Consider the following 21,499-nt stretch of genomic DNA (forward strand, 5'->3'; position numbering starts at 1 on the left):
GGCGGTCCCCCTCCCCGTTCCGGGGAGGATTTAAGGAAGCTCTATGCCTTTGATCTTCGCACTCGCCCTCGCCGCGCAAATGTCGCCGATGACGACGCCAGTGCAGCCGCTGCCCAAAGGCACCGGCCTGCCGCCCCCCGCAACCGAGGAAGCGCAAGTGATGGCCCCGGTCACGGTCCTGCTCAACGGCATCGCCGCGCGCGATGCGGTGGCGATCGGCGAGGCGCTGCGACCCGATGCCAGCGCAACGATCGCGACCGAACAAGCGGGCGCTTCGACAATCACGCACAAGACTCGCGCAGAGTTGCTCGCCCGCTTCACGCCTGGGCCCGAGCGTTTTCAGGAACGGCTCGGCGACCCCGCGATCGAAATCGACGGGGACATCGCGATGGTGTGGGGGCCCTATACCTTCCTGATCGACGGTAAGGTGCATCATTGCGGATATGACCATTTCGATCTGGTGCGCGAAAACGGACGCTGGAAAATTCAGAATTTGACGTGGTCGTCGCGCACCACTGGTTGCGAGGGCTAAGGTGATCCAGTCGCTGCTCATCGCCAATCGCGGCGAAATCGCCTGCCGCATCATCCGCACCGCGCGCGCGATGGGCATCCGCACCGTCGCGGTCTATTCCGACGCCGATGCCAAGGCGCTGCATGTCCGCCAGGCCGATGAAGCGGTGCATATCGGCGCGAGCCCGGCGCGCGAAAGCTATCTGGTGGGCGAGAAGATCATCGCCGCGGCCAAGGCGACGGGCGCGGCCGCGATCCATCCCGGCTATGGCTTTCTGTCCGAAAATGCCGAATTTGCGAAGGCCGTGATCGATGCCGGGATCGTCTGGGTCGGGCCGAAACCCGACAGCATCCGCGCGATGGGGCTGAAGGATGCCGCCAAGGCGCGCATGATCGCGGCGGGCGTGCCGGTGACGCCGGGCTATCTCGGCGAGGATCAGGCGCCCGAACGGCTGGCGGCGGAAGCGGCGGCGATCGGCTATCCGGTCCTCGTCAAGGCGGTGGCGGGCGGCGGCGGCAAGGGGATGCGGCGCGTCGATGACCCTGCGGATTTCGCCGATGCGCTCGCCTCGTGCCAGCGCGAGGCGGCGTCGTCCTTCGGCAATACCGATGTGTTGATCGAGAAATACATCCTCAGCCCGCGCCATATCGAAGTGCAGGTGTTCGGCGACACCCACGGCAACGTCGTGCATCTGTTCGAGCGCGATTGCTCGCTCCAGCGCCGCCACCAGAAAGTGATCGAGGAAGCCCCCGCGCCGGGCATGGACCCGGACACGCGCGAGGCGATCTGCGCAGCCGCGGTGCGCGCGGCGCGCGCGGTCGATTATGTCGGGGCGGGTACGATCGAGTTCATCGCCGATGCCAGCGACGGGCTGCGCGCCGACCGCATCTGGTTCATGGAAATGAACACGCGATTGCAGGTCGAACACCCGGTGACCGAGGAGATTACCGGGGTCGATCTGGTCGAATGGCAATTGCGCGTCGCCAGCGGTGAGGCGCTGCCCAAGCGGCAGGATGAGCTGTCGATCAATGGCTGGGCGATGGAAGCGCGGCTTTATGCTGAGGATCCGGCGAGCGGTTTCTTGCCCAGTATCGGAGTGCTGCAACATTTCTCGCTGCGGACGATGCGCGTCGAGACGGGGGTAGGGGCTGGGGACGAAATCTCGCCATTCTATGACCCGATGATCGCGAAGCTGGTGGTCCACGCCCCGTGCCGAGGCGACGCGATCTCCGACTTGCAGGGCGCGTGCAGTACCGCCGATGTCTGGCCGGTTAAGACCAACGCTGGTTTCCTGGCGCGTTTGCTGGACCGCGTGGAATTCCGGGACGGGATGATCGATACCGGGTTCATCGCGGCCCATCAGGAAGCGCTGATCGAAAAGCCGATGCTCTCCGCTGAGGCTGCCGATGCTGCCTATAATATACTGGTCGGGCCGCAGCGTGACTGTATGCCGCTGTTCCGGTCCGGTTTCCGGCTTAATGCGGCATCGCAGACCGAGGTGATCTTGGCAGTAGACGGCGCACCCCGGCGCTTCGATGTGTCGGAACCCTTCAGCCCGCTCGCCGATTACGGCGCACGCGCTTTTCAAGGTCGCGACTCACTAGTCAAATTTGACAGCGGTTATGCCTATCGCGTCGAACTCTATCATCCGCGCGGAACCGCCACCGGCACCGCCGCCGATGGCGCGATCCTGTCCCCCATGCCCGGCCGCATCATCGCGGTGGATGTCGCGGCCGGCGACACCGTCACCAAGGGCCAGAAGCTCGTCACGCTCGAAGCGATGAAGATGGAGCATAGCCTGACCGCGCCGTTCGACGGCACCATTGCCGAAGTGAATGCGGAAATTGGCGGGCAAGTGCAGGAGGGCGTCGTGCTCGTGCGGCTCGACACCGGGGCATGACCGAGGCTTCCACGCCGGGCGCGCTGGCCGGGATCAAGGTGCTCGATCTGTCGCGCGTGCTCGCCGGGCCGTGGGCGACGCAGATGCTGGGGGATCTGGGGGCGGAGGTGCTCAAGATCGAACAGCCGGGGCAGGGCGACGACACGCGCCGCTGGGGTCCGCCTGCGCTCGCCGATGATTCGGGCGATTCGGCATATTATCTCTGCGCCAATCGCAACAAGCGCTCGCTCGCGATCGATCTTGCCCAGCCCGAGGGTGCCGATCTGATCCGCCGCCTCGCCGCTGAGAGCGATGTCGTGGTCGAGAATTTCCGCGTCGGCGGGCTCGCCAAATATGGGCTCGATTATGCCGCGCTGTCGGCGATCAACCCGCGGCTGGTCTATTGCTCGATCACCGGCTTCGGCCAGGATGGACCGTATTGCGACAAAGGCGGCTATGACTTCCTGATCCAGGCGATGGGCGGGCTGATGAGCGTGACCGGCGAAGCCGACGGCCCGCCGATGAAGGTCGGCGTGCCGATCGTCGATCTGTTCACCGGCACCTATGCCACCGTGGCGATCCTCGCCGCTTTGCGCCACCGCGACGCGACGGGGCAGGGGCAGCATGTGGATTGCGCCTTGCTCGACACGCAATTGGCGATGATGTCCAACCAGGCGTCCAACTACCTCAATGGCGGCGCGGTGCCGGTGCGGATGGGCAATGATCACCCCAATATCGTGCCCTATCGCGACTATGCGACCGCCGATGGCGAGATCGTGGTTGCGCTGGGCAATGACCGGCAGTTCCGCGATTTCCTGCGGGTGCTGGGGCTGGAGGGGCTGGGTGACGACCCGCGCTTCGCCAGCGTCGCGCTGCGCAGTGCCAATCGCGCGGCGCTGCATGCGTATCTCGCGCCCGCCGTCGCGCGGTGGCGCTCGGACGATCTGATCGCGGCGATGGAGGCGGCCAAGCTTCCCGCCGGCAAGGTCAACGGTCTGCCCGAAATCCTGGCCGACGTGCATGTGGCGCACCGGGCCACGGTGCAGCCGATGGCGCGGCAGGATGGCACGCCGCTGAAGGTCGTCGCTTTCCCGGCGAAACTGTCCGCGACGCCCGCGCGCTATGATCGCGCGCCGCCCTGCGCCGGGGCGGATACGCGCGCGGCGCTGGGCGAGACGCTGGGGCTTTCCGAAGAAGCGCTCGATCAGCTGGCGGCAAGCGGCGTGATCCCGCGCTGAGCCTTTTGCGCATCGCCGCAAAACTGAAATCAAAGCGTCATCGAAGCGACGTGGCGCGGTAGCGGATGCGTCGCACAAGGCTCGTAACGCCCCAATTGTTGCATTGCACAAGGGGTTTGTTTCGATGTCGTTTCACACTGTTTCACGCGTCGCATTGGCGCTTGGGCTGCTCGCTGGCCTGTCCAACGTCGCCAATGCTGCGACCTCGGACGCCGCACCCGCGCCCGGCGAACCTGTGGCAGCCCCTGCTGCGCAACCCGACGACGCGGCACAGACCGACATTCTGGTCACTGCGCGCCGCAGCACGCGATCGGTGACCCAGCTCGACAGCACCGAGATCCAGAAGATCCTGCCCGGCATCAACCCGCTCAAGGCGATCCAGACGTTGCCCGGCGTGACCTATCTCACCGCCGATCCATGGGGCAATAACGAACAAAACATCTCGCTGTTCATCCATGGCTTCAACCAGCAACAGCTTGGCTATACCCTCGACGGCATTCCGCTCGGCGACCAAAATTACGGTAATTACAATGGCTTGTCGCCACAACGTGCGATCATTTCGGAAAACGTCGGCAAGGTGACGCTGGCGAGCGGTGCGGGCGATCTCGGCACCGCCTCCACCAGCAACCTTGGCGGCACGATCGATACCTTTTCGAGCGATCCCAAGCATAGCTTCGGCGGCACGGTCGCGCAGACGGTTGGCAGCTACAGCGCGCTTCGCACCTACGTGCGGCTCGACAGCGGTGACCTCGGCGGCGGCAACGCTTTCTATGTGTCGGGCGTGCGACAGGACGCGCGCGCGTGGGATTTCAATGGCCATCAAGGTGGCTATCAAGCCAATGGCAAGTTCGTCCACGATAGCGGATCGATCAAGCTGACCGGCTATTTCGCCTATTCGGACAAGACCGAACCCAATGAGGACGCGACCGTCGTCAATATTTCAAAGGGCGAGGTGCCCGGCAGCGTGCCGTACACGCGCCCGTTCCTCTACCCCGACTTCAAGACCGCAGTCGCCTATCTGACCTCGGCAGAGTATGCTGCGGCCAAGGACAATTACCGTAACTATTACAGCGACGCGCAACGCACCGATTATCTCGGCTATGTCGCGATGACGGCAAAGCTGAGCAGCGCGGTGACCTATGACGCCAAGGTCTATTATCACCACGATGATGGCGTCGGCGTGGTTGCCGGGCCGATCACGGTTGCTGGCCTGCCGCAGCTCTTTTCGGTCTATTATCCGGGGCAAAACCTCTCGACCGTGTTCGGCGGATCGGGCTTTGCGACGCGCACGACCGAATATCGCATCGATCGCGGCGGCATCATCCAGACGCTGAAACTGTCGCTCGGCAACCATGACATCGAATTTGGCGGCTGGTTTGAGCGGCAAAGTTCTTCGGCGTTCCGTCGCTGGTATGCGCTGGACGTCAACAATCCCTCGACGCCGTACCAGCGTCCGCGCGACACGCTCAACCCGCTGATCACTCAATATTATAGCGAAGTGCGCGTCGACCAGTTGCAGAGCCATGTGCAGGACGCGTGGCACGTGCTGCCGACGCTGACGATCCTCGGCGGCTTCAAGTCCACCTATCAATTCGCCACGCAGCGCATCAAAGTCCAGCCGCTGCTGGGTTCGTTCGCTGGAACCGTCGCGCTTCCCAATGGCGCGCTTGAGACGACCAAGGTGTTTTTGCCCGAAGTCGGTGCGGTGTGGGAGGTGACCCCCAACGATCAGTTGTTCGTCAACGCGCAGAAGAACATCCGCCAGTTCCAGACGAGCGCTGCGGCTGGCCTGTCGCCCTTCGCACTGGGCAGCCAAGGGGCGTTCGACCTGTTTTCCTCGACCGTCCAGCCCGAAACGAGCTGGACCTATGAAGGAGGCGTGCGCTCGCATCACCAACTGGGGGGCGGCCTGTCGATTGAGGGGCAGCTCAGCGTCTATCACGTCGATTTCTCGAACCGGCTACTCGGCATTTCGCCCAACCCGATCGTCAACTCGATCACCAGCGGCGCTGCGATCATTCAGAACGTGGGTGGCGTGAAGACCAACGGTGTGGATTTCGCGTTCACGTTGCACGCCGGGCCGCGGGTCTCGCTGTACAATGCGCTGTCGTACAACACCTCGAAATATAAGGCCGATTATATCAGCGGAACGACGACGATCCCGACCAAGGACAAGAATGTGCCCGGATCGCCTGACTGGCTCAACAAGACCGTATTGTCGGTTGGACACGGGATTTTCGACGGTCAGTTGATCGGTGATTATATCGGTCGTCGTTATGCGACGTACACCAACGATCTGTCGGTCGGGGGCTATTTCACGCTGGCAGGCCAGATCGGGGCGACGATTCCGCTGGATCAGCGGATGGTGGCAAAAGCGCTGCATGTCAGCGTGAACGTGACCAACATCACCGATCGCAAGGCGGCGTCGTCGCTCAGCATCGGGTCGGCGACCAACACCTACAGCGTGTTCCCGCTGGCCCCGCGTCAGGTGTTCGGAACGGTGAGCATCAGCTTCTGATGTCGGCCTGGGTGCCGCCGCTCGCGAGGAGCGGCGGCACTGGGGTCAGCGGCCTTTGAACAGCCCGCCAAGGACGCCGCGCACCAGCCCGCCGATGATCCCGGCTCCGGCACCGCGCGATGATCCGAACACTGCCTTCGACACTTCATTGGCGACCTGACGCCCGACTGCGGAGGAGGCGGATCGGGTTGCCGAGGTGATCGCCCGGTTCCACGGCGAGTTGGCAGCGGCCTTTGCCGCCGCCGCTTCCTGTTGCGCGGCAAGGCGGGCCTGGCGGTCGGCCTCGCGTTGCGCCGCGACACGCTGGCGCTCGGCTTCGCGCGCGGCAACGGCGTCGGCCTTGGCCTGTGCCGCCGCCGCTTTGTCGGCCTCGGTTTTGGCTTTGGCTTCGGCGGCGGCTGCGCTCGCTTCCTGTGCCTTGCCGGCGAGGATTTCCTCGGCGGATTGGCGGTCGATCGCGGTGTCGTATTTGGTGCCGACCGGATCGGTCTGGATCATCACGCCGCGCTCGACCGGGGTGACCGGTCCGACGCGCGAGGCGGGTGGCGCGATCAGCGTGCGCTGCACCGGCGAGGGCGATCCGTCGGGCAGCAACAGCGACACCAGAGCCTCACCGACCTTCAATTCGGTGATGGCGGTTTCGACATCGACACCGGGATTGGCGCGGAAGGTGGTCGCGGCCGACTTCACCGCCGCCTGATCGCGCGGGGTGAAGGCGCGCAGCGCGTGCTGGACGCGATTGCCGAGCTGCCCCGCCACCGTATCGGGAATGTCGATTGGGTTCTGGGTGATGAAATAGATGCCGACGCCCTTCGATCGGATCAGGCGCACGACCTGCTCGATCTTTTCGAGCAACGCCTTGGGTGCGGCATCGAACAGCAGATGCGCCTCGTCGAAGAAGAAGCACAGCTTGGGTTTGTCGGGATCGCCGACCTCGGGGAGATGCTCGAACAATTCGCTCATCAGCCACAGCAGGAAGGTGGAATAGAGCTTCGGGCTCGCCATCAATTTGTCGGCGGCGAGGATGTTGACGATGCCGCGCCCCTTGTCGTCCACCCCGATGAAATCGTCGAGATCGAGCGCGGGCTCGCCGAAGAAATGCTCGCCGCCCTGGCTGCGGAGTTGAAGCAAGGCGCGCTGGATCGTCCCGATCGATTGCTTCGAGACATTGCCATAAGTGGTGGTGAGCTCGTCGGCGCGCTCGCCGCAGCTAACCAGCATCGCTTGCAGATCATCAAGGTCGAGCAGCAGCAGCCCATCCGTGTCGGCGACGTGGAAGGCGATCGTCAGCACGCCTTCCTGCACTTCGTTCAAATCCATCAGCCGCGAGAGCAGCAGCGGCCCCATTTCGGTGATGGTGGTGCGGATCGGGTGGCCCTGTTGGCCGTACAGATCCCAGAATTGCACGGGCGTATCGGCATAGGCCCAGGCGTCGTCGCCAATTTCCTTGGCGCGTGCGGCAAAGACGTCGTGATTCTTGGCGGTGGGCGAGCCGGCCATGGCGAGGCCCGACAGATCGCCCTTCACATCGGCGACGAAGCACGCGACTCCGTTGCGCGAAAAGCCTTCGATGATGCCCTGGACGGTGACGGTCTTGCCGGTGCCGGTCGCGCCCGCGATCAGGCCGTGGCGATTGGCGCGCTTGAGTTCGAGCTGCTGGGGATTGCTGCCACCGGCACCCGCGCCAAGGAAGATACTGGTCGTGTCGTTCATGAAGCCTCCCGCGATTTCGGCGAAAAGCTATCGCGCGAAAAGCGGGGCGGCGGAAGGAAAAATCCCTCTCCCGTGGGAACGACGGGAGAGGGATCGATAGGCTTACTTCTTCAGCTTGACCGCGATGAACAAAGCGGGCTGACGACCACGCACGAGATACAGCGCGACCTGCGTGCGGCCAGCGGCCTTAGCCTGGGCGACCACTGCACCGAGCGCCGCTGGCGTGGTGACCGGAACGCCATTGGCCGAAACGATCACGTCGCCGCGCTTCAGGCCCTTCGACCCGGCATCGCTCGACGGATCGACGGTGGCGACAACCACGCCCTGGACCGACGAATCGACGTTGAAGGTGCGCGCGATTTGCGGGGTCAGCGTCTGCACCGTTACGCCCAGCGCATTGGCGGCCGCCTGGCCGACCGTGGTGTTGTCGCTGTCATCCCCATCATCGCCTTCCTCGCCCGCTGCCTTGGCGGCAAGCTGATCCTCGGGCGGGCGCGTCCCGATCGTGGCGATGATCGTTTGCGGTTTGCCTTGGCGGATGATGTCGAGCGGCACCCGGCTGCCCGGCGTCACATTGGCGACGAGATAGCTGAGCGACTGATCGGGCGTGACATCCTTGCCGCCGACGCGCAGCACGACGTCACCAACCTTCAGCCCGGCCTTTTCGGCAGGCTGGCCCGGCTCGATGCTGCGGAGCAGTTCGCCGTGATTCTTGACCAGGCCGAAGGACGAGGCAAGATCGTCGTCGATTGGCTGCGGCCCAACGCCGAGATAGCCGCGCGCGATCTTAGTGCCCTTCATCAGCTTTTCGATAACGGGCTTGGCGTCGGTCGCCGGAATGGCAAAGCCGATGCCGATATTGCCGCCGCCGGTGCTGCCCAGGATCTGCGAATTGATACCGATGACGTTGCCGTTCAGGTCGAACATCGGGCCGCCGGAATTGCCCTGGTTGATCGCCGCGTCGGTCTGGATGAAGCGATCATAAGCACCGCCGCCGGTGACGCGGTGCAGTGACGAGACGATGCCCGCCGTCACCGTGCCGCCCAGGCCGAACGGATTGCCGATCGCGACGACCCAGTCGCCAACGCGCGCGGCATCCGAATCGCCGAACTTCACGAAGGGCAGGTTCTTCGCATCGATCTTGAGCAGCGCCAGATCCGAAGTCGGATCGCGCCCGATCAGCTTGGCGACATATTCCTTGCGATCGACCAGGGTTACGGTGATCGAATCTACCGTTGCCCCTTTGGCACCGGGAGCCACGACGTGGTTGTTGGTCACGACATAGCCGTCTGGCGAAATGATGAAGCCCGACCCGAGCGAGGTTGCTTCCCGCGTGATCGCGGGGCCGCCATTGCCGCCCTGGCCCTGCTGGCCGAACAGCCCCTCAAACGGGGTGCCGGCAAACGGGTTGGCGGGCTGCTGCTGCGTGATGTGCTGGCTGGTCGAGATATTCACCACGGCCGGCTGCAGCTTCGCCACCAGATCGGCAAAGCTCATCGGCGCGCCCGGCTTGGGGGCGGTGGCGGCCATCACGGCGGGCTCGTTCTGCGCGGTCTGCGCACCCCCGGCGGACGGCAAGGCAATGGCGGTCGCGGTGCCGCTCAGCAACAGGGCGGCGGTAATGGCGTAGGCGTAGCGCACTTTGGTCGTTTCCTCTCGTCTACCAATTGGCAGCATCGCTTTTGTAGATACTAAGCGATGCTGAACGGCGATTGAATATGAACGGCTGATGGAGGGTTATGGAACCATGGATCAGCGTCGTCCCTGGAATTCCTTCAAATAGGCATTGTCGGGCGACAGGACCAGTGAGGTCTGGCCCTTGGCATCCTGCGCGAACGTGTACCGATAGGACTGCATCGCCCGATAGAAATCGTAGAAATCGGGGTCCTTGTTGAAGGCGTCGGCATAGATTTGCGCGGCCTTGGCATCGGCCTGCGCCTGGATGATCTGCGCGGTCTGCTGCCCCTGTGCCTTGATCGTCAGCGCCTGTTGCTGGCGCGCGGTGCGCATGCGGTTGAGCGCGCTGTCGAACGGCGTGCCGCTCGGCAAATCGGCATGCTTGATCCGGACATCGACGATCTGCACGCCATATTGCGAGGCGAGTTTTTGCAGGCCGGCGCGGATGTTGCCCATCACCTGGGTGCGCTCGGGGCTGAGCAAGGCGGCGAACGGGCGCTTGCCGAGCTCGTTGCGCAGCGAGGAGCTGAACAGCGGCTTCAACTGATCCTGTACGCGCTGTTCGGTCACCGAAGTGCTGCCGGTCGAGATCACCGCCTTCAACGGATCGACGATGCGGAAGCGGGCATAGGCGTCCACCTCCAGCCGGGTCTGGTCGGTCGAGAGCACGGGCTGGTTGTCGAGTTCGACATCGAGCACGCGCTTATCGACCCACACCAGCCGATCGATGAAGGGCACGCGCGCGGTCAGGCCCGCGCCGGTCTGGCCGAACACCTCATTGGGGCGATATTCGTTGATCGTGCGCACGGGCTGCTGAAAGCGCAGCACGACCGCCTGGCGCGTCTCGGGCACGATCGCGAAGGTGCTGGCGGCGAGGATCAGCAACACCAAGGCGAACACGCCAAGGGCGATGGGATTGCGGAGCAGGGCGCGGTTCACTGGGCGACTCCCGGAGTCTGAGGAGCGGCTACGGTGGGGGACGGTGCCGACGGCACGCGGCGCATGCCGGGCAGCGGCAAATAAGGGACAACGCCCGGCGACTCGATGATCGTCTTGTCCGACTTGGACAGGACTTGCTCCATCGTGTCGTAATACATGCGGCGGCGCGTGACTTCGGGCGCGAGCTTATACTGCGCGTAGATCACGTCGAAGGCAGCGGCTTCGCCCTGCGCCTTGGCCAGCACCTGCTGTGCATAACCGCGTGCGCGGCTGATGTCGCTTTGCGCCTGTTGCTGCGCGGCGGAGACTTCCTTGAAGGCGTCGGCGACCTGGGCGGGGGCTTGCGCACCCTTGATGGCGACGCCCTGGATGCGGATGCCCGCATTATAGCGATCGAGGATTTCCTGCATTGCCTGCTGGACCTTCACCTCCATTGCGGTGCGTCCGGCACCGATCGCTTCGTCGAGCGTGGCGGTGGCGACGACTGCGCGCATCGCGCTTTGCGCGGTGGCGCGCAGCGTCTCGCGCGGGCGCGCGATCTGGAAGGCGAAGTCCTGCGGGTTGGCGATCTGCCAGCGCACCGAATAGTCGAGATCGACGATGTTCTGGTCGCTGGTCAGCATCAGCTTGTCAGTGTCTTTTCCGGCGGTGACGGCGCTGCTGTCATCGGGAAAGGTGTCGGTATTGATCGCGGCGACATCGACCTTGGCGACCTCGACAAAGGGCGCAGGCAAGGTGAAGCGGATGCCGGGCTCGAGCGTCTCCGAATAACGGCCGAGCACGGTGACGACGCCGCGCTCCTGCGGGCCGATCGAATGGAAACTGGTGAGGGCGATCCACGCGACCAGCAGGATGCCGACCGCGATCACCCACAATTGGCCTGCGCTAGGCGCGCCGGGAATCCGAGGGCGTCCACCGCCACCACCAGAGCCGCCTCCGCCGCCGCGCGCGCGCTTGAGGAATTCATCGAGCGCGCTGGGCCCCGGCGTAGTGCCACGCGGCTTGCCGCCGGGCGGCTGTGCCCATGGGTTGCGCGGGCCGCCACTGTCGCCCCCGCCATTGTCGGACCCGGAGCCGCTGCCCCACGGTCCCTTATTGTCGGCGGCGAGGATGGAGAGGCGCTGAAACCAGCCCGATAAGATCGTCATGAAACCTTTATAGGGGTGCGTTCTTGCGAAAAACAGTGGCAAGCGCATCCGCGTCGCCTATCTGCGCACGATGACCGATAGTAGTTTGCTAGATGCCGCCCTTCTCCGCGTTGCCCAGGGGCGCGCCACCGCCAGGATCGAGGAGGGACGCGCCAGCATCATCGTCGATGTCAGTGGCCTGGACGAGCCTGCGCGCGACGCGCTGGAGGCCGATGTCCGCGCCGCGGCTACCGATGTTCCCGGCATTACCAGCGTGCGCGTTGCGCTGACCAGCCAGCGTTCGCGCCGAATCGTGCTCGCGGTGGCAAGCGGCAAGGGCGGGGTGGGCAAATCCACCGTCTCGGCCAATCTCGCGATCGCGCTGGCGCGCTCCGGACGGCGCGTCGGGCTGGTCGATGCCGATATCTACGGCCCGTCGCAGCCGCGCCTGATGGGCGTTGCCGACGCCAAGCCAACCGCGCGCGACAAGGTGTTGCAGCCGGTGCCGACGCCTTATGGTGTGCCGATGCTGTCGATGGGGATGCTCGTCGCTGCCGATCAGGCGATCGCGTGGCGCGGGCCGATGGCGGCGGGCGCGCTGACGCAGATGATGGACGCCAATTGGGGGCCGGCCGACACGCTCGTGCTCGATTTGCCGCCGGGCACGGGCGACGTGCAATTGACGATGATCCAGAAATATCGCCCGAGCGGCGCGGTGATCGTCTCGACCCCGCAGGATCTGGCGCTGATCGATGCGCGCCGCGCGATCGACCTGTTCGTCAAGGCGGGCGTGCCGATCATCGGGCTGATCGAGAATATGGCGGGCTATGTCTGCCCGTCATGTGGCGAGGTATCGGATCCGTTTGGGACAGGCGGGGCGGAGGCCGCTGCGGCGGAACTGGGCCTGCCGTTTCTGGGGCGCATCCCGCTCGATATCCGCGTGCGCGTCGCCTCGGATGCGGGGCAGCCCCCGGCGGCCGGGAACGGTCCCGAAGGCGTTGCGTTCATGGGCGTGGCCGACAAGGTTGGCGATTGGATCAAAGGACAAGGCTGATGCCGCTCACCCAAGATGCCGAGCTACGCACCTTGCTGGAGGAAACGCGCGTGATCGCGCTGGTGGGCGCATCGGATCGCCCCGATCGCCCGTCCTACCGGGTGATGCGGACGTTGCAGGAGCATGGCTATCGCGTGATCCCGGTCAATCCGCAGATCACCGGCGAGCATCTTCACGGCGAATTCGTGTTTCGCGACCTCTCGCAAATTGGCGATCCGATCGATCTGGTCGATATCTTCCGCAATTCTGCGGCAGCGGGCGAGGCGGTGGATGACGCCATTGCAGCGGGTGCGAAAGCGGTCTGGATGCAGTTGGGCGTGGTCAACAACGTCGCCGCCGCCCGGGCAGAGGCGGCGGGATTGAAGGTCGTCATGGACCGTTGCCCCGCAATCGAACTCGCGCGTCTCGGGATCGCGCCGATCGCCTGAAATTCGCCACGATTGCAGCGCAGCTTCGCTCCAATGCTGTTGCTGCTCCTTGCCGCGCAAAGCGCCAGCCCTGCGGCAAGCCCCGCAGCCGCACCGACATCCTTTTCCATTCTGCAACCGGTGCCGGACGAGCCGTGCGTGCGGCGTGGCGCGAAAGACAGCAATCCCGAGGATATTGTGGTGTGCGGCCAGCCGCTGCCGTCGCAGGCTTTGCCCTATCCCAACGAAGTGGTGCTCGACGAGCCGCGCCCGTCCAACCCCGACCTGCGGGCGACCCGCGCCCTCGATCTGTCGACGCCATCCTGTGCGACGGTGCAGAGCGGCTGCAATGTAGGGGTTAACATCTTTGGCGGAGCCACGCAGTTGGTGCGCCTTGTGCAGAAGGCGATCGCGCCCGACAGTTGCTGCGAGCGGCCGGGCGAGGCTTCCGACCTTGGCATGCTGCTGGGCGACGCCGCACACGGGGTCGGGCGGGCGTTCCGCAAGAAGCCTGACAAATCGCGCCGCGTTTCGATCCCGCTGGAAGACCCGCCGCTGGATACTTCAAGCCGAATAACGCCCTAAACGCACGCCACGGCGGTTACGCGAGGATGTGCATCCATAGCGGCTGGCCGACCAGGCTTTGCGAGCCGCGCAACCGTTCCAACGCTTGCGCGACGCTGCGCTCGGGGCCTTCATGGGTGACGATCGCCACCAACACCGATCCGTCGGCATGGACGCCGCGCTGCATCAGGCTTTCGATCGAAACCCCGGCGTCGCGCATTGCGGCCGCGATTTCAGCCAGCACACCCACGCGGTCGGCGACGGTGAAACGCACATAGGCGCGGCCCAACCGGTCACCCGCATCGGCAGGCCCCTGCGCGAGCAAGGCGTCGGCGGGCATGGCGAAGGCCGGGCCGAATTCGCCGCGTGCGATGTCGATCAGATCGGCGACGACGGCGGAGGCGGTCGGCCCGTCGCCGGCACCCGCCCCCTGGAACAGCAAGCGCCCGACGAAATTGCCTTCCGCCACCACCGCATTGGTCGCGCCGGTGACGTGCGCGAGCGGATGGCTGACGGGGACCAGATGCGGGTGGACGCGCTGGAATAGCCCGTTCGGGCCGGATTCGGCGAGGCCGATCAAGCGCACGCGATACCCGAGCGACGCCGCCTCGGCGATGTCGGCGGCGAGCACGTCGCGAATGCCGCTGGCGGCAACATCAGCGAAAGCGGGCTGCGTGCCGAAGGCGAGGCTCGCCAGTAGCGAAACCTTGTGCGCGGCATCGACGCCATCGATATCGAAGCTCGGGTCGGATTCGGCAAAACCCAAAGCCTGCGCCTCGGCCAGCACATCGGCGAAATCGCGACCCTCGGCTTCCATCTTGGACAGGATGAAATTGCAGGTGCCGTTGAGGATACCGTAAACGCGCTCGATCTCATTAGCGGCGGCACCCTCGCGCAGCCCCTTGATGACGGGCACGCCGCCGGCCACCGCTGCTTCGAACTTCAACGCGACATTGGCCGCTTCGGCGGCGCGCGCCAGCTCCAGCCCGTGATGCGCCAGCATCGCCTTATTGGCGGTGACGAAGCTCTTACCCGCACCGAGCGTGGCGCGCGCGAGCGTGAGGGCAGGGCCATCCGACCCGCCGACCAGCTCGACCACGACATCCACGTCCGCATGGGCGAGCGCTGTCGTGTCGTCGACCCAGGCGAAGCGACCGATATCGACCCCACGATCCTTGCTCCGATCGCGCGCGGAGACTGCGACGATCTCGATCGGTCGCCCCGCGCGCCGTGCGATCAGCGCGCCATTGGTGTCGAGCAAGCGGATCACGCCTGCGCCAACCGTGCCGAGACCGGCAAGCGCGATGCGGAGGGGTTTGGTCATGGGTTCGACTTCCTGCCTTGTAGTGCGGCGCGGCTCATGCGGCACGATCGACCCTGAAACAAGATCGCAGTTATTTGGGAGCGGTGAACACGACGACAGTGCACCCCTTGCTACAATCCGGAATGGTGTAAGCGGCGTGAACAATCGCCGCCACACTCCAACTGATGATCGTAAAGCCAAACAGCCTTACCGCTGTATCAAAGTGTCGGCGCTGGAACGTGATCCACTGCGTGAAGCCACTGACGATGGTGATGGCAAACAAGATCGACACCAGCAACGGTAAAGCGAGGAAGCGCGCAGGGTGCGTGAGGGCAGACAGCGCCGTCAACCCAGCGAGCGCCGTTCCGAGTCCGCCGACCGCCAGTTGTAGATATCGTCCGACCCGGATCACTTCACGCCTTCACCAACCCGATTTCGACCAGCCGCTCGTGGAGATAATCGTGCGCTGTGATCGGGGTGGGATAGCGGTTCGGGTTTTCCGCGCTGATCGTCGAGGGCAAAGTCTCGATCAGGAAATCGGGCGCCGGGTGCAGGAAGAACGGCATCGAATAGCGCGAGTGGCCGCGCCGCTCGGGCGCGGGATTGACGACGCGGTGCGTGGTCGAGGGCAAAACGTGGTTGGTCAGGCGCTGCAGCATGTCGCCGACATTGACGACCATTGCGCCTTCGGGCGGCCGGATCGCCAGCCACTCACCATTCTTGTCGAGCAACTCGAGCCCGGCTTCCTCGGCCCCGAGCAGCAGGGTGATGAGGTTGATGTCCTCATGCGCACCAGCGCGAACCTCTGGCGCGTCGGCGGCGACGGGGGGATAATGCAGCAGCCGCAGCACCGAATTGCCGTCCTTTACGGCAGGATCGAACCAGTCGGGGGCGAGTCCCAGATGGCGCGCAATGGCGGAGAGCAAGCGATCGCCCGCAGTGTCGAAGGCCGCGAAAAGCTCGATGAAGGTTTCGCGGAATCCCTCGGGCTGGTCGGGCCAGATGTTGGGGGACATTTGCGCCTCGAACCGGTGGCCGTTGGCCAGTTCGCGCCCGATATGCCAAAATTCCTTTAGATCGACATGGCTCGCGCCCTTGGCGATCTCGGTCTTGAACGGCGTATAGCCGCGCGCCCCGCCGCCGCCTGCGACGAAATAAGCGCGTTTCATGTCCTCCGGCAGCGCGAAGAACGCTTCGGTCATCGCCCAGGCGCGCGCGATCAGATCGGCCGGCACGCCGTGATCGGCGACGACGGCAAAGCCGAACCGCTCGAACGACCCGCCGAGCGCAGCGGCAAAGGCGACCGGATCGGCGGACTGGTCGTTGAGCGAGAGCGCAGGCACTTGCGCGGTTGCGGGAGCAGTCGGCGTGTCGAGCATGATCGGGAGTCCGTCAGGGTAAAGCCACCGGATAAACCGGATTTGCCCAGACGTCATCAGCAGACCGCTACACTCGCTCAGCCGATGGTGATGACACCCTTCGCCATATCGCTGCCGTCGGGCACGAGGTCGAGCGCGAACGGCTCCCCTTCATTGGTCTTGCCGGTCAGGCCATTGCCCGCCGCCGTCAGCGTGAATCCCGCCGCAGTCAGCTTGGTCTTGAACCAGTCCCGGACCGCAGCAGGGGCGGCGGGGCTGGTAAAGGCAACGCGGACGTGGCCGTCTTCCTCGGCATCGGGCTTGTTCTTGGCGGTGATGTTCACGCTGCCGATCGTCGAACCGGGATACAGATGCACCCCGTTCATGTCGAAATTGCTCGCATCCAACTTGACGTTGGGCAACTTCATCTTGCCCTTGAAAAACGGCGTGTCGATCGCCGCTTCGCCATTGCCGTCGAAACCGGCCAGGACCGGGCCGTCACCATCCGACGTGTTGATCGAAATCGAGGTGCCGTCCTTGCCGCCCCCACAGGCGGCAAGCGGGAACAGCGCAATTGCGCACACCAGGGGACGGAGCATGGCAGACCTCATGTGTATCATCGTGCTAACACACTAAAGGCCTGCCATGCGGTTCGTCAAGGTCTCAGTGCGTCAGCGCGGCGGGCACGGTGCCGCCAGACTCGGCCAGCTTGGCCATGACCTGCTGGTGCAGCCAGACATTCATCGTTGCGCTGTCGTCGGTGTCACCGGTGAAGCCCAGTTCGTGCGCGAGGGCGAGGCGGTTTTCATGGCTCGCGTCGAGATCGAGCAGCTTCATCAAATCGACGATCGAGTCGCGCCAGTTGAGCTCCTGCCCCTTGGCCTCGGCTTTGGCGGTGAGGATCGCTTCGACATCGACGGGTGCCGTGGGCGCCGTCGGGGCGGCTTCGGCGGGCGGGTTGCCCGGGTCGGACGGCGTGTTCATCTGCGGCATCGCCGATGTCGAGGGAACGGCTTCTTCCGGGGCGGCCTTCTGGCCCCAGATTGCATCCTTGATCATGCTGAAAATGCCCATCGCCATGCTCCTTCTGGTGGAGACACGAAAGTGCCGCAACGGTGCTACGGTTCCATGACGCGCGCGAGATTCGAGCTGGAGTGCGGATGAATTGATGGGTGACCTGCGCGGCAGGCTCGGGCATTGGGGCGATATGCCTGTTTCGAACGACATCCCCGTGCAGGACACGCCGCCAATCCGCTTGGTGGAGTTCGTGCCTCTGATCGCTGCCCTCATTTCGCTTGGTGCGCTTGGGATCGATACGATGCTGCCCGCCTTGCCCGATATCGCACGTCGGCTCGGGGTGGATGCGATCGTCGACGGCCCGTTGATTTTGACGGTGTTCGTGGTCGGGCTGGGGATCGGGCAATTGATCCACGGACCGTTGACCGATCGTTTCGGGCGGCGGCCGGTGTTGATCGCGGGGCTGCTCGGGTACATCGTGTGCAACTTGCTGGCGGGGCTGGCCAACGGGTTTGCGCTGCTGCTGGCGATGCGCTTCATCAGCGGCTTGGCGGTTGCCGCCAGTCGCGTCGTAACCATCGCCGTGATCCGCGATTGCTTTTCCGGGCGCGCGATGGCGCAGGTGACCAGCCTGGCCTTCATGGTGTTCATGGCGGTGCCGATCGTGGCACCGAGCATCGGGCAGGCGATTTTGCTGCTGGGATCGTGGCGGCTGATTTTCGAGATGATCGCGGCGGCGGCGTTGCTGTGCCTGGTCTGGTTCGTCCTCCGCATGCCCGAGACGCTGCGTCCGGAGAATCGCGCGCCGCTATCGATCCGTAGTACAGTGTCGGGCTGGCGACACACGCTGCGCGACCGCTATTCGCTGGGCTATATGATTGCGGCGCTGATCTGCCAAGGCGCGATTTTCGGGTATCTCAGCTCGATCCAGCCGATCATGGAGCATGTCTTCCATCGCCCAGGGCTGCTCGGCATGGTGTTCGCCGCCTCGGCGGGCACGATGGCGGTGGCGAACTTGCTCAATTCGCGGATCGTCATTCATCTGGGCATGCGCCGTATTTCGCAGGTCGCGTTGGTGGTGATGATCGTCTCGTCGGGCACGGGCCTGGCGGTCGGGTCTTTTGGGGATGAGCCGTTGCTGGTGTTCGTTGTGGTCCAGGCGATCACGATGGCGTGCTTTGGCCTCGCCACCTCCAACATGTCGGCAATGGCGATGGAAAATATGGGGGAAATCGCGGGGATTGCATCGAGCGTGCAGGGCTTTTTCGGCATCACGCTTGGCGGCGTGATCGGCTGGGCGATTGGGCGCAGCTTCAATGGCACGACCGCGCCGATGCACCTGGGTTTCCTCATCGCCGGTGTGGCCGGGCTAGGCATCGCGGCCATTGTCGAGCGTGGTCGGCTGTTTCGCCCCAGTTGAGCGAATTTCGGTGAACCGCGCGGAACCGAACGCGGGTTGCGCGGTTCGAAGTTTGGAATGATCCTACATTGTGTGGGCTGTCGGGAGAGACGCAATGAGCATGGGTGGACATCGCGTGCCGGGGGAAGGCACCGGCGACGACGGATATGACGAAGAAGGCTATGACGAAAGCCAACGCGCGGAAATCCTGGAGGTCACGCGCGACGGGCCCAGCGATGGCACTTTGCTGACCGACCTCAACCCCGACATCGCGTCCGAAAATGACGACGACGATGACGACGATCTCGACATGGAAGACGATGATCTGGGCGAGGAAGATGACGACCTCGATTCGGAAAAGGATCCGGATGAAGACGAGGAAGAGGAAGACGACGTTCAGGACGAACTCGACGACGATACGGTGGATGACGACGAACTGAGCGACCGCGACGACGCGGCCTTGCGTCCCTGACTATAGGATTGGGGCGGTCGACATTTGTCGGCCGCCCTTTTTTTGACCTCCACCAATCGCAGGCGGAGGGCTATGTCGCGCGCTGGCGCTGACCCTTACGATCCCCAACGATGATGTTAACGACGCTCTGGACCGCTAAGCGCTTCAGTTGCCCTTCATTGCATTGGCAAGGATGGCAAGGTCGGCATTGTCGATGGCCGCCCCGGTGGCGTCGGTGGCATTGGCCGCTGCTGTTGCGTCGCCATGCCCAGCCGGGGGCGCAAACCCAACCGTATCGACCGCCGTCCAAAGTATGCCGATCGCCCATAGCAGCGCGGACCACCGGCTGAGAAAGAGTTTTCGAAATGGCACAGGCTCGCCATAGCGAACCGTGATTAACACTCTTTCCTTAAAGCGTATGATTCCACGGAAATTCTTCGTTCGGTCGGCGATCGGCCAGGTCGGCTGCGCGGTGAAGATGTTCGGCGGATTGCTTGGCGGCCTGCGGGGTGAGCGAGGTCGCCAAACCATCCGGCCCATCGAGCAAGACTTCGCCACGCTCCGCCGCTACACGGATGGGCGTATCGCTCGGTGTTTTCGACATTGCATCTCTCCCAGTGGACAGAACGTGGTGACGCGGCGCATGTTCCGGGAAAATAGGGGAAACCATGTACACTAGCCTGTTCCTTAAGACTCATCGCATCCCGGTGCTGAACGCCGAAGAGGTGGCCGCGCTGGAAGCGGCGGTTGGACGGACGGCCACCTTTTCAGCCAAGCAAATCATCGTGCGTCAGCAAACACCGCTGACCCAATGTACGCTGCTGCTGGAGGGCTTCGTCGAGCGGTATAAGGATACGCCCGAGGGGCGGCGGCAAATCCTCGCGATTCACGTTCCCGGCGATTTTGTCGATTTGCACAGCTACCCGCTGAAGCGCCTCGAACATTCGGTCGCGGCCCTTACCGACGTGAAGGTCGCGTTTTTCCCGCACAGCGCAATTCGGGCGCTAACCGAGCGATCCGCCACGCTGACCGAATTGCTGTGGCGCTCGACGCTGATCGATGCCGCGATCAACCGCGAATGGATCGTGTCGATCGGCGCGCGCAGTGCTGTCGTCCGCCTCGCGCACCTCTTTTGCGAGATGTACGTTCGCCTAGAGCGGATCGGGATGACCTCGGGCACCACGTTCGCGCTGCCGCTGACCCAGGTCGACCTGTCCGACGCCACCGGACTGACTGCGGTTCACGCCAACCGCATGCTCCGCCAGTTGCGCGAACAGGAGCTGGTCAATTTTCGACAGGGGACGGTCGAGATTCTCGATTGGAACGCGTTGCGGCGCTTCGCCGATTTCGACCCGGCCTATCTGTTCTTCGATTGAAGGGGCGCTTCAGCTGATCGGCACACCCGTCAAATAATGCGTCTGCGCCGCATCGGTCGCGTTGATGGCGAGAATCGAGCGCGCATCGCCGGGAGCCAGGGGCTTGCCGTGACGATCCGCCGCTGCGCCGATGACGCGGTGGAGCAGTTCCTGCCCCTCTTCCCACCATCCGATCCCGCTCGCCGCGTTCAGATGGCCTTGGGCCCCGGCATCGACAAAGTGGCTGCCCCAGCCGACCGCCAGGCTGTGCGCGCGCTCGATCGTGATCCAGGGATCGTCGCGACTGGCGACGACAATGGAGGGGAAGGGCAGGGGGCTGATCGGGGTTGGGCCAAAGGCGGCGAGTTCGGCCTGGGCGTCGGGGCGGTCGACATCGGCGGGGGCGACCAGCAGTGCCCCGGCGACGGGCCAGCCATAAGGCTGGCGGGTCAGCTCCGCCCACCACGCCACGGCGAGACAGCCAAGACTGTGCGCGGCGAGCACGACTGGAGCCTGCGCCGAACGGATCGCCTGGTCGAGCTTGGTCACCCAGGCGTTGCGATGCGGCGTATTCCACATCCCCAGTTCGACGCGGATCGTGTCTGGGCGTGCCTGTTCCCATAAGGTCTGCCAATGCGACGGGCCCGAGCCGCCAAGGCCCGGAACGGTCAAAATGGTCGGCTGAACAGGGTCGAAATTCGAAAAGGTACCCATCGATTCTCTCCCAATGCGCCCTGAAACAGGGGTGGAGAGACGTGGCCATTCGTGCTCTAGGGGGACGCCGCATGGCCACGCCTCCAAGAGCAAAATGTATTCCTACTTAAAAGATAGGCAATAGCGCTGCGCCAGAAAGAATGGTGGATGCGATGACCTGAAACGGGGACGACCGCGCGGCGTAAAACGGGCCGCGGCGAGCGGTATTTCAGGGGCGCTAAGGCGCGCGCGACTCGAAGCCCCCTTGCGCGCGTGCGCCGCTTGGCGTTGGAGGG

22 protein-coding genes are annotated in these 21,499 nt (G+C 64.4%); 10 read left to right on the top strand and 12 right to left on the bottom strand.

Annotated elements, in window-relative coordinates:
- The first annotated feature begins 43 nt into the window (after positions 1-43).
- The 4 genes from ON00_RS17985 (at position 44) to ON00_RS18000 (ending at position 6,146) form a co-directional block, all read left to right on the top strand.
- Complete coding sequence (locus tag ON00_RS17985) at positions 44-532, top strand: nuclear transport factor 2 family protein (protein WP_010408378.1); 489 nt, start codon at positions 44-46, stop codon at positions 530-532.
- A 1-nt stretch (position 533) separates the two neighbouring features.
- Entirely contained in the window at positions 534-2,411 is a 1,878-nt protein-coding gene (locus ON00_RS17990) for an acetyl/propionyl/methylcrotonyl-CoA carboxylase subunit alpha (protein WP_010408379.1), read from the top strand.
- Positions 2,408-3,628 (top strand): CaiB/BaiF CoA transferase family protein, encoded by a 1,221-nt coding sequence (locus ON00_RS17995; RefSeq protein ID WP_010408382.1) that lies wholly within the window; start codon positions 2,408-2,410, stop codon positions 3,626-3,628. Before ON00_RS17990 ends, ON00_RS17995 begins: the two co-directional genes overlap by 4 nt.
- A 124-nt stretch (positions 3,629-3,752) precedes the next feature.
- Positions 3,753-6,146, top strand: a complete 2,394-nt coding sequence (locus tag ON00_RS18000; protein ID WP_010408385.1) for a TonB-dependent receptor — start codon at positions 3,753-3,755, stop codon at positions 6,144-6,146.
- 45 nt (positions 6,147-6,191) lie between these two features.
- Here ON00_RS18000 and ON00_RS18005 read toward each other — a convergent pair whose 3' ends face one another.
- The 4 genes from ON00_RS18005 to hflK form a co-directional block, all read right to left on the bottom strand.
- A complete protein-coding gene (locus tag ON00_RS18005) occupies positions 6,192-7,859 on the bottom strand; it encodes a helicase HerA-like domain-containing protein (RefSeq protein ID WP_010408386.1) in 1,668 nt (555 codons plus the stop codon).
- Positions 7,860-7,961: 102 nt separating this feature from the next.
- A complete protein-coding gene (locus ON00_RS18010; RefSeq protein WP_010408389.1) occupies positions 7,962-9,500 on the bottom strand; it encodes a Do family serine endopeptidase in 1,539 nt (512 codons plus the stop codon).
- A 111-nt stretch (positions 9,501-9,611) separates the two neighbouring features.
- Positions 9,612-10,475, bottom strand: coding sequence for a protease modulator HflC (gene hflC, locus ON00_RS18015; protein ID WP_010408391.1), 864 nt, complete (start codon positions 10,473-10,475; stop codon positions 9,612-9,614).
- A complete protein-coding gene (gene hflK, locus ON00_RS18020) occupies positions 10,472-11,623 on the bottom strand; it encodes a protease modulator HflK (protein WP_029623101.1) in 1,152 nt (383 codons plus the stop codon). The genes hflC and hflK overlap by 4 nt, the downstream gene beginning before the upstream one ends.
- Positions 11,624-11,693: 70 nt before the next feature.
- Between hflK and ON00_RS18025 the strand changes: the two genes are divergently transcribed.
- From ON00_RS18025 to ON00_RS18035, 3 genes are read left to right on the top strand one after another with little or no spacing between them, the layout of a single operon-like run.
- Complete coding sequence (locus ON00_RS18025; RefSeq protein ID WP_029623103.1) at positions 11,694-12,656, top strand: Mrp/NBP35 family ATP-binding protein; 963 nt, start codon at positions 11,694-11,696, stop codon at positions 12,654-12,656.
- Positions 12,656-13,084 (top strand): CoA-binding protein, encoded by a 429-nt coding sequence (locus ON00_RS18030; protein WP_010408401.1) that lies wholly within the window; start codon positions 12,656-12,658, stop codon positions 13,082-13,084. The genes ON00_RS18025 and ON00_RS18030 overlap by 1 nt, the downstream gene beginning before the upstream one ends.
- A 33-nt stretch (positions 13,085-13,117) precedes the next feature.
- Entirely contained in the window at positions 13,118-13,648 is a 531-nt protein-coding gene (locus tag ON00_RS18035; RefSeq protein ID WP_010408404.1) for a hypothetical protein, read from the top strand.
- A gap of 16 nt (positions 13,649-13,664) precedes the next feature.
- Here ON00_RS18035 and ON00_RS18040 read toward each other — a convergent pair whose 3' ends face one another.
- From ON00_RS18040 to ON00_RS18060, 5 genes are all read right to left on the bottom strand, one after another.
- Positions 13,665-14,951: a homoserine dehydrogenase gene (locus tag ON00_RS18040; RefSeq protein WP_010408407.1), complete on the bottom strand. Its 1,287-nt coding sequence runs from the start codon at positions 14,949-14,951 to the stop codon at positions 13,665-13,667.
- Positions 14,952-15,021: 70 nt separating this feature from the next.
- Positions 15,022-15,342, bottom strand: coding sequence for a hypothetical protein (locus ON00_RS18045; RefSeq protein ID WP_010408410.1), 321 nt, complete (start codon positions 15,340-15,342; stop codon positions 15,022-15,024).
- A 1-nt stretch (position 15,343) separates the two neighbouring features.
- Entirely contained in the window at positions 15,344-16,309 is a 966-nt protein-coding gene (locus ON00_RS18050; protein WP_010408413.1) for an isopenicillin N synthase family dioxygenase, read from the bottom strand.
- Positions 16,310-16,386: 77 nt separating this feature from the next.
- The gene (locus ON00_RS18055) at positions 16,387-16,887 is read right to left on the bottom strand and encodes a hypothetical protein (RefSeq protein ID WP_010408414.1); all 501 of its coding nucleotides are present in this window, start codon (positions 16,885-16,887) and stop codon (positions 16,387-16,389) included.
- A 64-nt stretch (positions 16,888-16,951) separates the two neighbouring features.
- On the bottom strand, positions 16,952-17,368 hold the full coding sequence (locus tag ON00_RS18060; RefSeq protein ID WP_154651371.1) for a DUF3597 domain-containing protein: 417 nt from the start codon (positions 17,366-17,368) through the stop codon (positions 16,952-16,954).
- A gap of 88 nt (positions 17,369-17,456) precedes the next feature.
- On the opposite strand from ON00_RS18060, the gene ON00_RS18065 reads away from it, so the two are divergent.
- Positions 17,457-18,725: a multidrug effflux MFS transporter gene (locus tag ON00_RS18065; RefSeq protein WP_010408419.1), complete on the top strand. Its 1,269-nt coding sequence runs from the start codon at positions 17,457-17,459 to the stop codon at positions 18,723-18,725.
- Between the two features lie 94 nt (positions 18,726-18,819).
- The gene (locus tag ON00_RS18070) at positions 18,820-19,176 is read left to right on the top strand and encodes a hypothetical protein (protein WP_010408421.1); all 357 of its coding nucleotides are present in this window, start codon (positions 18,820-18,822) and stop codon (positions 19,174-19,176) included.
- Between the two features lie 144 nt (positions 19,177-19,320).
- Here the strand turns inward: ON00_RS18070 and ON00_RS18075 are convergent, their stop codons facing one another.
- A complete protein-coding gene (locus ON00_RS18075; protein ID WP_029623107.1) occupies positions 19,321-19,527 on the bottom strand; it encodes a hypothetical protein in 207 nt (68 codons plus the stop codon).
- A gap of 37 nt (positions 19,528-19,564) precedes the next feature.
- Positions 19,565-19,759 carry a hypothetical protein gene (locus ON00_RS18080; RefSeq protein WP_010408424.1) on the bottom strand — a complete coding sequence of 65 codons (195 nt, stop codon included), beginning with the start codon at positions 19,757-19,759 and terminating at the stop codon, positions 19,565-19,567.
- Between the two features lie 64 nt (positions 19,760-19,823).
- Here ON00_RS18080 and ON00_RS18085 point away from each other — a divergent pair, with 64 nt between their 5' ends.
- Positions 19,824-20,531, top strand: a complete 708-nt coding sequence (locus ON00_RS18085) for a Crp/Fnr family transcriptional regulator (RefSeq protein WP_010408426.1) — start codon at positions 19,824-19,826, stop codon at positions 20,529-20,531.
- 9 nt (positions 20,532-20,540) lie between these two features.
- On the opposite strand, the gene ON00_RS18090 is transcribed toward ON00_RS18085, so the two are convergent.
- On the bottom strand, positions 20,541-21,224 hold the full coding sequence (locus ON00_RS18090; protein WP_010408428.1) for an RBBP9/YdeN family alpha/beta hydrolase: 684 nt from the start codon (positions 21,222-21,224) through the stop codon (positions 20,541-20,543).
- Between the last annotated feature and the right edge of the window lie 275 nt (positions 21,225-21,499).

Origin of the sequence: Sphingomonas echinoides ATCC 14820, assembly GCF_000241465.1 — a bacterium.
Taxonomy (GTDB): Bacteria; Pseudomonadota; Alphaproteobacteria; order Sphingomonadales; family Sphingomonadaceae; genus Sphingomonas; species Sphingomonas echinoides.